This is a genomic window from uncultured Parolsenella sp., from assembly GCF_934660935.1.
In the GTDB taxonomy this organism is placed as follows: domain Bacteria; phylum Actinomycetota; class Coriobacteriia; order Coriobacteriales; family Atopobiaceae; genus Parolsenella.
The window spans coordinates 1-12,186 of record NZ_CAKUIH010000014.1 but is presented as its reverse complement, the minus strand read 5'-3'; the positions used below and the strand labels follow the sequence as shown (position 1 = coordinate 12,186).

The window sequence follows — 12,186 nt, the reverse complement described above, 5'->3', positions numbered from 1 at the left end:
GACGTTTCAAGAGGGAATCGTGGCAAAGAAGAAGACGCAGCCCAAAAAGAAGCAGGTCAACGACGAGAACGTCATCGGCCTACACTCCGAGGTCACGGAGCAGCCCATCACGGAGACGCTCGAGACCAACTATATGCCCTACGCCATGAGCACCAACGTCTCGCGAGCGTTCCCGGAGATCGACGGCTTCAAGCCCTCGCACCGCAAGCTGCTCTACACCATGTACAAGATGGGCCTGCTCAAGGGCGAGCGCCAGAAGAGCGCGAACATCGTGGGCCAGACCATGAAGCTCAACCCCCACGGTGACGCAGCCATCTACGAGACGATGGTGCGCCTCGCCACCGGCAACGAGGCCCTGTTGGCACCCTTCGTCGAGTCCAAGGGCAACTTCGGCAAGTACTACTCGGGAGACCTCAGCTACGCCGCCTCCCGTTATACCGAGGCAAAGCTCTCCCCCATCTGCGCCGAGATCTTCAAGGACATCGACAAGGACCCCGTTGACTTCATCGACAGCTACGACGGCGCCATGAAGGAGCCGCGCCTGCTGCCCACCACGTTCCCCAACATCCTGGTGTCCGCGAACAAGGGCATCGGCGTCGCTATGGCGTCCGACATCTGCGGTTTCAACCTCAACGAGGTCTGCTGCGCCACCATGCACTACCTCGAGAATCCCGAGTGTGACCTGCTCGAGTACATGCCCATGCCCGACTTCTCCACCGGCGGCGAGATCATCTACCATCGCGAGGAGATGGAGCGCATCATCGAGACGGGCCTCGGCAGCTTCCAAATCCGCTCCCGTTGGCGCTGGATCCCCGAGGAGCGAATCATCGAGGTCTACGAGATCCCGTACACCACCAAGACCGACATCATCATCGAGCGCATCGTCAAGCTCTCCAAGGAGGGCAAGGTGCGCGAGATTGCCGACATCCGTGACGAGACTGACCTCTCCGGCCTGCGCATCGCCATCGACCTCAAGCGAGGAGTCAACCCCGACGAGCTCATGGCGAAGCTCTTCCGCATGACCACGCTCCAGGATTCGTTCTCGTGCAACTTCAACGTGCTGGTTGACGGCTACCCCCGCGTCATGGGCGTTCGCCAGATCCTGCATGAGTGGGTCGAGTGGCGCGTTCAATCCACGCGTCGACGCGTGAGCTTCGACCTGAACAAGAAGTCAGAGCGCCTGCACCTGCTGCACGGCCTCGAGGCGATCCTGCTCGACATCGACAAGGCAATTGCCATCATCCGCGGGACGAAGCTCGAGGCGGAGGTCGTGCCCAACCTCATGAAGGGCTTCGGCATCGACGAGACGCAGGCCGAGTTCGTCGCCGAGATCAAGCTCCGCAACATCAACGAGGAGTACATCCTCAACCGCACCAAGGACATCGAGAAGCTCGAGGGCGAGATTGCCGAGCTCGAGGACATTCTGTCGAGCGAGGACAAGATCAAGCAGGTCATCAGCGACGAGCTGGCCGCAGTCAACAAGAAGTACGTGATGCCGCGCAAGACCGGCCGCGTCGACCCGTCCGACGTCATCGAGGTGAGTCTGGAGCCCGAGGTCGAGGAATACCCGGTCACGATGATGCTCTCGCGCGACGGCTACCTCAAGAAGATGACGGACCGCGTGCTCAAGACGGGCGCGGCGCTCAAGTACAAGGACGGAGACGAGCCCTTCATCGAGTTCCCGTCCTCCAACACGCACGAGTTACTCGTGTTCACCGACAAGAGCCAGGTGTACAAGTGCAAGGTCGCCGCGTTCGAGGACACCAAGTCCGCCCAGCTCGGCTCCTACCTGCCGACCGACCTCGAGATGGAGCCGGACGAGAACGTCATCTGGGTGATCGATCCCGAGGATTACAAGGCAGACGTGCTGTTCGCCTTCGAGAACGGCCGCGTCGTCCGCGTGGCGCTGGCGGGGTACGTGACCAAGACCAACCGCAAGCGCCTCAAGAACGCCATCTATGGCGGGTCCAAGCTGCTGTTCGCCCAGGTGCTCAAGGAGGACCGCGACCTCGCGCTGGTCTCAAGCGACGGCCGCCTGATGAACTTCAACACGTCGCTGCTCAAGACCAAGACGACCACCAACACCCAGGGCGTCCAGGCATTCACGGCCAAGAAGGGCCGCATCGTCACCGCCGTCGGTGCGATCGAGGACTTCCTGGGAGGCGACGTCTGGGCAGAGAAGTTCTGCGCCCAGGCCCTCCCCTGCGCCGGTGCCCTCATGAAGGAAAGCGACATGCCGAGTCTGTTCGACTAGCGCGACCGGTTGAAACCGCGGAAGTCAAACCGCCACATATCCTTAAACGATGGCCCCGGAGCACGATTAACCGCACTCCGGGGCCCTTGCATACGGTTCGAATTATCTGCTTGCAAGCTCAAGCAAAAACCTCCAAGCCGGAATCACTTCTATTCTCAGACCATCCTTTTCGATGGATCCATCCTCTTCTTTTGTGACGATAAGCAAACGACGGACACTTTGGTCAACCCGCGCAAGCTTTATCAAATTACCCACTTCGCGTGGATTAGCACTTTCCGAAAGCGAATAGGCAACTTGAACGGCAAGCCCCTCATCGAGCACATAAAAATCAACGTCAATACCGTTCTTTGGCGATTTGAGATAGCAGAGCTCGTCACCATACCTATCGAGCATCGCGACCGCGACCTCATTTTCCAGAAGAACCGGCTCCTTTTTAGAGAGAAACAGGTTGAGCAGCCCGTTGTCCGTGAAATAGTACTTTGGGTTTCCCTCACGCTCGATAAACTTGGCAACAGCATTGCGAACGGGAAAGATGAGATAGGCTTCTTGGGCCATGGCAAGGTAATTGATCACCGAGTCCTTGCTGATCTTGTATCCAACGCCCTTCAACATGCCGTAGAACATCGTGCTCGACGCCTCATTATGAACCGTCTCCGCGACTTTCTTCATCAGCACCCTCATCGCCTGCGGGTTACGCACGTTGTTTCGAGCAACGATGTCACCCAGAAGCACCTTTTGGTAAACGCTCTCCACATACTCTCGCGGCATGCCATAGCGAAGCGACTCGGGAAAGCCCCCGTCAGCATAAAACGACTCAAAGGCTGCCGAAATCGCACCCTTACCAGACGTCGAGTACACGGCTGCCTCGTCGTATTGTTTTCCGGTGGCATCGAGAAACTCGTCGAATCGATAAGGTGTCACATACCTCGTCAGGTAGCGGCCACCAAGCGTCGTCTCGATTTGCGTGCTCAGCATCTTTGCGTTGCTTCCCGTTGTGTATGCTCGACGACCAGAATCAGCCAAACGACGTGCGAATTTCTCCCAACCATCGATGTTTTGGACCTCATCAAGAAAGAAAAAGCCCTCCTCGTCGCTCAGCTCACTTTGGACCACGAGAATGTCGTTGAAGTCCGACAAAGTGAACTCGGCGAGTCGCTCGTCCTCGAAATTGATGTAGATAATCCGACGCCAATCAACACCCCGCGCGACCAGGTCTTGAACAAGACCATAGAGGAGCGTCGACTTTCCAGCACGGCGCAAACCGGTTACGACGTAGTTGGCCTGAGCGTCAAGGGAATATCGACGATGGACGATATCTGCGTTGCGAATAATCTCGTGCTGGTCGAAGATGACGCTTTTCAGAATCTCCCTATTCATCATTCCCCAATCCGTCTTTTATACTCGACAGATTATATGATAATCCGTCTTTTATACTCGACAGATATTCAGCAACGCAAAGTTAAGCGAGCTTGCGAGCGAGCTCACGCACCTCTTCGAGCTTGGGCGACGATGCCATACTGTCACGCTCGGTCATGCCGCTGATGGCGGCGATGCCCTGATCCTCCCACTTGCAATACGCGCAGGTAGCCTTGTACATAGCGATCGCCGCGTCATAGACGCCCTCGCTGTGGCTGTCGAGCAAAAGGGCAGTCTTAGTAAACGGGAAACCCGTAGCGCCGAAGGCGTACAGACGGTCGATGACGGCCTTCTCCTGCGCGGTGATATCGAACCAGTAAATCGGCGAAGCGAACACGACCATGTCGGCGTTCTTGAGCGACTCAACCACGCCGGCCATATCGTCCTTCTGCGCGCAAGCGCCCTCGTGCTCGAAGCAGTACTGGCACCCCAGGCAACCGGCGATCTTCTTGCCGGCAACGCGCACAACTTCGACCGTGTGGCCACCCTCGCGCGCAGTCTCAGCAAACGTATCGACCATGGTGTCAGTATTGGCGCCCTTGCGCGGGCTACCACTCAATACAACGATGTTCATAGGGCTCTCCTCTCCCGGTGTCGCAGGAGCGCGACACGCTGCTTTTTTATTACCAAAGCGGATGGAGCTATTCAATCGCCCGCTTATCACTTTTTTGCTCAAACCAAATAGCCTTGCGTAAGATCACGCCTGCACAATCCTCGCCGAAAAGAAACGTTATCAGCGTAATTGACGGAGTAGTAAGAAATGGGCGCAATATCGACGAAGCGTTGGATTACATTGATGCAAAGATGCTCGTTGGTGTACTTAGATTCGATGAAGATACCTGTCGCGCATGTAGACGCATATGGAAAACATTGCAAGCAAGGCACCTCGGCAGAGGCACAAGATAGGCAGCGACTATAATGACCAGCACAAAATTTACTTGGATTAGCTTTTATGAAGAGTTATCTGACAAGCTGCTGACCTATCGAGATAGGCGCGACGATCTGATAAACAAGCTAGCAACTGTCTATGAATCGATAGGGATGAGTCTCCCTAAGCTTGAGGCAGATGAGCTCCAAGACATCGATCCGTTCACCGTCTTCGGCCTCTTCAACAAGGGCATCACAGACGCAAACCGGCAAAAAATCATCGCCGGCATCGCCGAGGTGTTCGACATTGGGGCAGATCAGCCCACGGACTTCGAGGGCATCCCCGTGCTCAACAACCTCAACGCGACCTTCTATGCCTTCGCCAACGACGAACGTCGCGGCGAGAATGACATCGACAACCTTTGGCATGTTTTCGAGGCCGAACTTGCACTGGCCGCCGACGACAACGAGGAAACCCGGAAGGCCTTCGTCGAGGCATTCGATACCACCGTCATCCAGTTCACACTTGGCTGGAAGCTCACCATGGGTCTCTACTGGGCGAGGCCCTACAACTTCATCAGTCTGGATTCGCGCAACCGCTGGTTCATGGCCGACGTCGCAAAGGCTGGCACCGCCATCGCCGGCATAGTGCCGAAGGAGAAGGACTCGCCAGTTCATGACGGAGATCGCTACCTCGCCATTTGCGACACCATCAAGTCGGAGCTCGGAAGCGAAGAGTGCTCGTATGCAGACTTCCCCTCGCTGACGGCTGCCGCCTTCGTGGAGTCTGAGCGTGTCAACCGTGAGAGGAAGGTCGCCGAGAAGGCTGCAGCCGAGAAGGCGGAAGAAAATTCCCTTGGAGACGAGGGGGTCAAGACCACACATTACTGGACCTACTCCCCGGGAGACGGTGCCGCGAGGTGGGATGACTTCTACGCACGTGGCGTAATGGGCGTCGGCTGGAGCAAGCTCGGCAACGTCGAGAAATACGCCAGCAAGGAAGACATCCGCAAGAACCTGCGCACCTTGTACAGTAGCAAGTACTCGCAGAAGAACTCTGCGCTCGCGCTCTGGCAGTTCTCGCGCGAAATCAAGCCGGGCGACGTTGTCTTTGCTAAGCGGGGCCGCAGCGTGATTATTGGTCGCGGCATCGTTGAGGGGGATTACCAATTCGACGAAAATGGCGACTCCTATCCGAACATCCGCAGGGTACGCTGGACGAACAGAGGAGAGTGGCACACGGAAGACCTCCTCGCCGTGAAGACCCTGACGGACATCACCGCCTATCCCGACCTCGTTGAGAAGCTCAATTCGTTCTTCGAGGACGAGGGCGGCGAAGTCGAGGAAGACACGGAGGAGGTTGAATACCCCGCGTACACGTCCGAGGACTTCCTCTCGGAGGTCTACATGGACGGCGAGCACTACAGGACCCTCGTCAACGTCCTACGCGCGAAGAAGAACATCATCCTGCAGGGTGCCCCAGGCGTGGGCAAGACCTTCGCCGCAAAGCGCCTGGCCTACTCCATGATGGGCGTGAAGGACGCCGAGCGTGTGATGATGGTGCAGTTCCACCAGAGCTACAGCTACGAGGACTTCATAGAGGGATTCCGCCCGAACGCGCAGGGCTTCGACCTCGAGAAGGGCGCGTTCTACAACTTCTGCAAGAATGCGAAGGACGATTCTGACAACGACTACTTCTTCATCATTGACGAAATCAACCGTGGCAATCTCTCGAAGATCTTCGGCGAGCTGTTCATGCTCATCGAGAACGACAAGCGCGGACCCAGGAACACGCTGCAGCTCCTCTACTCGCACGAGCTGTTCTACGTCCCGAGCAACGTATACCTCATTGGCATGATGAACACAGCGGACCGCTCGCTCGCCATGCTCGACTACGCCCTGCGCCGCCGCTTCGCGTTCTTCGACCTCCGTCCTGCCTTCGACACGGAGAGCTTCATCGCCTATCAGGAGGGACTTGCCAGCGAGAAATACGATAGGCTCATCTCCTGCGTCGTGAAGCTGAACGAGGCGATCGCGTCCGACGAATCGCTGGGAGACGGCTTCTGCATCGGCCATAGCTACTTCTGCCGCATGTCCCCGGACGATGTGACGGACGATAAGCTCTCGGCAATCGTCAACTACGAGCTCGTGCCGATGTTGCGCGAGTACTGGTTCGACGAGCCCACCAAGGTCGACGAGTGGGCCGGCAAGTTGCGCAGGTCGATCCGTTGATCCGGATACAGAACATCTACCACATGCTCGCCTATGCGTTCCAGACGCTGCAAGGGCAGGACTACCGCGACATCACAGCCGAGGAGTTCGACAACACCGCCGACCTCCTCGCCGAGATACTGTCACGGGGCGTGAGCCTACAGCTCAAGCGCGGTCTTGGCCGAGAGTACGTCGACCGCAAGGATATGCTCTCCTCACCGAGGGGCAAGATTGAGCTGTCCGAGTCCTTGAAGACGCGCTCGATTCTGCGCAGGCAGCTGATTTGCAGCTACGACGAGTTCAGCACGGACACGCGCATGAACCGCATCCTCAAGGCGACGATCATGCTCTTAATTCGCTCGGACATCGACAAGGCGCGCAAGAAGGCACTTAGACGGCTGCTTCCGTACTTCGTGGACGTGGAAGACGTGAACCTTTCGGGCGAAGACTGGCACATGCGCTTCGACCGGAACAACCAGACTTATCGCATGCTCATGAACGTGTGCTGGCTGGTCGTGAAGGGCCTTCTCCAGACGCGGGAGAGCGGGAGTCTCCGCATGATGGACTTCCTCGACGAGCAGCGAATGAGCCACCTGTACGAGAAGTTCATCCTCGAGTACTACAGACGTGAGCACCCAGAGCTTTCCGCGGGGGCGCCGTACATCAGCTGGGCGCTCGACGACGGCTCCGGCGATATGCTCCCCGCCATGCACACCGACATAACGCTCACACGGGGCAGGACCGTCCTCATCATCGACGCGAAGTACTACAGTCACACGACGCAACAGCAGTTCGACAAGCAAAGCGTCCACTCCGGCAACCTGTACCAGATCTTCACCTACGTGAAGAACAAGGAAGCGGAGCTCGCCAGCACTCACGAGCAGCATAGCGTGTCGGGCATGTTGCTCTACGCCAAGACCGACGAAGACGTGCAGCCTGATGGCGTGTATCAGATGAGCGGTAACCAGATAAGTGTGAGGACATTGGACCTGAACCAGCCCTTCGAGACAATACGTTCGCAGCTCGACGGTATTGCTGAAACTCATTTCTCAAAAGAGGCGGCTTATGTTTGAGAGTCTGACAAAACATCTGCCTGCGATTGAGAATGCCGAGGGATTTGGCAACTGGGTTGTAGACCGAGAGAGCAAGGGCACCATGAACGACCCAATCAAGATGCCCTACGTGAATTACGGAACGACGGTTGCTGACGTTGAACAGGCAATCTACGACTTCGTCGACGAGCACCCCGAGTACGAGCTCACGCATTACCACGACATACTTGAACGCAACGGACTCGAGTGGGACAGCCAAGCAATGTCTGGGGCAGATGTATCGGAACTTGACGGCCGGGCGGTGATGGCGCTTCTGCTCGGAGCCGTGAGAGCAGAACGCTTCTGCGATGGAGCACTGCTCGGCTTCTTTGAGGACGGGAGCATGAGACGCTGGCTGTTGAGGTTGAAAGGGATTGACGGGCGAGACGGGAATGAAGTGCGACATGAATAAAGATGACGCCATCGCGAAGCTTGAGTTGCTGATCAAAGAGGGCGAGACAGTTCTTGCCACTTCACACTATATCGAAGGCGTAATCGGAGCACCTTATGTTAAGTCTGAGCTATTTAGCCCCTGGAGAACGAAGGCATCCATTGCGCTCCATGAGCTACTTCCCGAGTCTCAGCAGGACGCGATGAAAGACCTTGAGAAGAAGGCTAACGGCCACACCGAGATTGCAAGACAATGGCAAGGACTTCTCCAGGGAACTTTGGAGGGAATACAGCAAGGCTTCATCGTCCTTGAAGACTCGAATGATAGCGACGGTGACATTGTCATTGAGCAGATATTGGACAGGTTCCCCGACGTCGTTGCTTCCATCAATCGTAGACATGCTGGTAGAGACGGTTTTGCGATCAATGATGAATACGACGTCCAAGACCTTCTCAGATCAATCTGCCTGGCCTACTTTGATGACGTACGCGCTGAGGAGGCGGTGCCCGGCTTTGCTGGAAAGAACTCGCGCACGGATTTCTATCTCAAAGACGAAGCGCGCTTCATTGAGGTGAAGATGACACGTGATGGCCTACGTGACAAGGAGCTTGGCGAGGAGTTGAGCATCGACATTCCTCAGTACAGAGAGCATCCAGGATGCGAGCGGCTTTTCTGCTTCATCTACGACCCAGGTAGACTTGTCCGAAACCCAACTGGTCTCAAGCGTGACCTCGAGAAGATAATCCCGGAATTCGTTACCGTCATCATTGCGCGGTAGACAGAACAAGCAGCCTTTAGAGCTAGTGCCCCCGGGAGCCGAAGCTCCCGGGGGTGCCCTGCGCTTAGAGCGGCCGAGCGCGTTGAGATGGTGGCGGAGAAGCGCCCGGCTCTCACCGACAATGAGCATGCTCACGACGTCGAACCTGATCAAGATGTCCTCGGAGTCCAGGTGCTCAGCGAGGTAGGCCGCCGCCAGCCGTTCGAGTGCCGCGCGGTCAGCGTCCTCCTCGGGAAATCCCTCGCCGCCGTTCTGCGTAATCTGGCAGCGAACGAAGACCAGGTCGTCCTCGTCACGGGCGATGAAGTCGGCTACGTCGCCGCCGTGCGCCCAGTCTTCCTCCAGAATCTCGAAGCCCCTGCGCTCGAGGTAGACCCTGATGCCCTTCTTGGCCTTGGTGTTGATGGCTTCCATGACGTCCTCCTTAGCTCCCGGCCCGCCCCGGTGGCGCGCCTTGTGGCTCGCATGCCGGCGGGGTTCACGTGGGTGCAAGGGGGAAAGCAAAACCCGGAGGGCTCGAGTTTTCGCAAGGGTGCTCCGTCGTCGAAAAGTTTTTGCGGCCCTTGCGGCCGCAAGCGGTTCCCGGCGAGCCTGCAAGAGTCCAGGGAGGCCCCTGGAGGTGAGCAAGGTGCAAGGGGGCATTATCCCCAACTTGACCTAGTGGTTTCGCGATGAATCGCATGGTCCTAAAGGAAAAAGTCCCTCACGCCCACGATGCGGATGCCGTCGATGTCCGTGTCGTAGGAACCCTGCCTCACGACCACGATCTTCTCGTGGCTGTCTCGTGTCGACTTCAGAGGGGCGATCTCTCGCTCCCTGGTCTCGTTTGCGAACATCTCGTCAGTCGCCTGCACGTAGAGCACGCGCCCGTCCTTCGTCGCGACGAAGTCGACTTCCTTGCCATAGAGCTTACCCACATGCACGCTCCGCCCCTCGTAGAGCAGCTGGAGATACACGGTATTCTCGGACAGGCGGCCAGTATAGATGCACCGCTGCCATTGGTTCCACGCGTCCCCGAAATGAACCAGCCTCTTGACGCCGTCTATTTCCATGAGCAGTCGCGAATCAACTGGCAATTCGGCGGATGCGTGGAACCAATGGCAGCGTCAACCGAAATCTGGAAGTGCGACATCTGCGACAGGATGATGTTCTTCGATGACCCGAACACCCCGGTCTCGCGCTACATAAGGCGCTCAGTCACGAGAACGGAAGGTTCCACAACTGGTGGTATGCGGACCTATACGACGACCTCATCGTCTTCTACTCGCCCTTCAGGGACAGAGAGAAGGGCGCGGCCCCGGTGAAAGCCTGGAGGCGATACAGCCAGGTCTGGCGGAGCGAGGCATAATAACCCGAACGGGACCTCTTTACGGCAGAGCCCATCTTACAGAGCAACGGACTACTTCGCACGGCGGCACACGATCCTCGCTATGCTTTGCGCTTTTTACTGCTCGCTATTCGCAATCGCCTGGTCGATAAGCTTGTCGAGTGCTGCGCGCTGCTCGGCGGAGCTGATGGCTCCCACGATTGGATCCCCTACGATGTTGCCATTCTGATCGATGACATACGTTGTCGGGAACGAGAACAAATTTGACGTAAACTTACCGGCCTCGCTATCCGACTTGAACCAGATGTTCTTATATGTCACGCCCTTCTTGCTCAGCACGTCCTTAGCATCCGCAATCGCGTCCTCGTTGCCATCGAGCGTAAAGGAATTGACGCCCACGACCTGACCGCCCTTCTCGGCAAGCTCCTGATTCAGGTTCTCAAGATCGCCCAGCTCGCCCACGCACGGCTTGCAAGTGGTGAACCAGAAGTTCATGACGGTAACCTTGTTCTTAGAGAACAGCTCGTCGCTGCTCACGTCGTTGCCGTCCAGGTCCTTGCCCGTAAAGCTGGGGAACTTCGTCGCCTCGCTCGTAGCATTGGCGCCAGCCGTCATGCCCGCGGCCGAAGCGTCGACACTCTCGCCTGCGCTCGGCGTGTTTCCACAGCCGGGAAACTCCTTCTCCAGGCTCTCGAGCTTGTCCTCGATCTCCTTAATCTGCTGTGCACCGGCCTTGAGCGTCTTAAGCTCATCCGCCGTAAACTCATCCTTGGCACTGTCGATGGTCTTGAGCAGGAAATCGCCGTAATTGCCGCCGTCCTCGATCATCGGCATATCTTTATTGGCGGCAAGAAACACCTTTTCCCACAGTGCACTATCACTCGAAAGGATATCGTTCTCCTTTTGCATGAGCTTCGCATACAACTCGGCGGCCTCGTCGGCATTGGCCGGCTCTTGTGCAATGAGCTCCGCGATCTTAGGATCGGAACCCGCAGATCCGCTCGCATTGCCACCGGGCGCCGAGCAAGCCACAAGACACATGGCCAGTACCGGCACAATAAACAGGGCCGCAATCTTAGAAAGCTTCATGGTCATTCCTCCGTTTTGTCGAAGCACGTTTTACTTTTTATCGGCGGTCAGGGGGAGCTTTTCTGCCGGTACATCCAGGCCATAGCGATAGCTGATGGCATCAACGGGGCAGGCCCCGATGCACTTTCCGCACCGGATGCATTCAGCATGATTGGGTGTGCTGGTCACATCGACGTCCATCTGACAAACCTTTGAACACTTGCCGCACGATACGCATTTGCACGCATCGACCCGAATCCCCAGTAGGGACACCTTATTCATGAGCGCATAGAATGCGCCGAGCGGACAAATCCATTTGCAGAAGGGGCGGTAGAACAAAACGCTCAGCACTACCACGGCAATGAGAACGACAAGTTTCCAAGTAAAGAGTTGGCCCAACGCAGATCGAATGCCGGCATTGGCAATGGCCAGAGGAATGGCGCCCTCGAGCACGCCCTGCGGACAGACGTATTTGCAAAAGAACGGGTCCCCCATCCCCAGATCGTTGACCACCAGCGCAGGCAGCACTACCACGGCAAACAGCAGCACGAAGTATTTGATATACGTAAGCGCCTTGAGCCTTTTTGTCGAAAGCTTTTTGCCGGGAATCCTATGAAGCAGCTCCTGAAGCCAGCCAAACGGGCACAGAAAGCCGCATACAAAGCGCCCCAGCAGCACGCCGAGCAAAATGAGCGCACCGGTAACGTAGTAAGAAAAGTTGAACTTGGATGAACCTACCACCGACTGGAACGACCCGATGGGGCACGCACCCGATGCCGCGGG

The 12,186-nt window shown here is 57.0% G+C and carries 10 protein-coding genes and 1 pseudogene; 5 read left to right on the top strand and 6 right to left on the bottom strand.

Features of this window, described 5'->3' with window-relative positions:
- Positions 1-19 precede the first annotated feature (19 nt).
- On the top strand, positions 20-2,254 hold the full coding sequence (locus Q0H23_RS07075) for a DNA gyrase subunit A (RefSeq protein ID WP_293836988.1): 2,235 nt from the start codon (positions 20-22) through the stop codon (positions 2,252-2,254).
- Positions 2,255-2,356: 102 nt separating this feature from the next.
- Here Q0H23_RS07075 and Q0H23_RS07070 read toward each other — a convergent pair whose 3' ends face one another.
- On the bottom strand, positions 2,357-3,634 hold the full coding sequence (locus Q0H23_RS07070) for an ATP-binding protein (protein WP_293836986.1): 1,278 nt from the start codon (positions 3,632-3,634) through the stop codon (positions 2,357-2,359).
- A 79-nt stretch (positions 3,635-3,713) separates the two neighbouring features.
- Positions 3,714-4,244 (bottom strand): flavodoxin family protein, encoded by a 531-nt coding sequence (locus Q0H23_RS07065; RefSeq protein ID WP_293836984.1) that lies wholly within the window; start codon positions 4,242-4,244, stop codon positions 3,714-3,716.
- Positions 4,245-4,711: 467 nt separating this feature from the next.
- Between Q0H23_RS07065 and Q0H23_RS07060 the strand changes: the two genes are divergently transcribed.
- The 4 genes from Q0H23_RS07060 to Q0H23_RS07045 are packed head-to-tail and all read left to right on the top strand — an operon-like array spanning position 4,712 to position 9,008.
- Positions 4,712-6,769 (top strand): AAA family ATPase, encoded by a 2,058-nt coding sequence (locus Q0H23_RS07060; RefSeq protein ID WP_293836982.1) that lies wholly within the window; start codon positions 4,712-4,714, stop codon positions 6,767-6,769.
- Positions 6,766-7,821 carry a 5-methylcytosine-specific restriction endonuclease system specificity protein McrC gene (mcrC, locus tag Q0H23_RS07055; protein WP_293836980.1) on the top strand — a complete coding sequence of 352 codons (1,056 nt, stop codon included), beginning with the start codon at positions 6,766-6,768 and terminating at the stop codon, positions 7,819-7,821. Before Q0H23_RS07060 ends, mcrC begins: the two co-directional genes overlap by 4 nt.
- On the top strand, positions 7,814-8,251 hold the full coding sequence (locus Q0H23_RS07050) for a DUF6508 domain-containing protein (protein ID WP_293836978.1): 438 nt from the start codon (positions 7,814-7,816) through the stop codon (positions 8,249-8,251). The genes mcrC and Q0H23_RS07050 overlap by 8 nt, the downstream gene beginning before the upstream one ends.
- Positions 8,244-9,008 (top strand): hypothetical protein, encoded by a 765-nt coding sequence (locus Q0H23_RS07045; RefSeq protein ID WP_293836976.1) that lies wholly within the window; start codon positions 8,244-8,246, stop codon positions 9,006-9,008. Before Q0H23_RS07050 ends, Q0H23_RS07045 begins: the two co-directional genes overlap by 8 nt.
- Positions 9,009-9,149: 141 nt before the next feature.
- Here the strand turns inward: Q0H23_RS07045 and Q0H23_RS07040 are convergent.
- The 4 genes and pseudogenes from Q0H23_RS07040 to Q0H23_RS07025 all read right to left on the bottom strand — a co-directional run.
- A pseudogene (locus Q0H23_RS07040) lies at positions 9,150-9,422 on the bottom strand (YraN family protein); the annotation flags it as partial.
- 272 nt (positions 9,423-9,694) lie between these two features.
- The gene (locus Q0H23_RS07035; protein WP_293836974.1) at positions 9,695-9,925 is read right to left on the bottom strand and encodes a hypothetical protein; all 231 of its coding nucleotides are present in this window, start codon (positions 9,923-9,925) and stop codon (positions 9,695-9,697) included.
- Positions 9,926-10,452: 527 nt separating this feature from the next.
- Complete coding sequence (locus Q0H23_RS07030; protein WP_293836972.1) at positions 10,453-11,424, bottom strand: TlpA disulfide reductase family protein; 972 nt, start codon at positions 11,422-11,424, stop codon at positions 10,453-10,455.
- Between the two features lie 30 nt (positions 11,425-11,454).
- On the bottom strand, positions 11,455-12,186 hold a 732-nt coding region (locus Q0H23_RS07025; protein WP_293836970.1), incomplete at its 5' end, for a 4Fe-4S binding protein.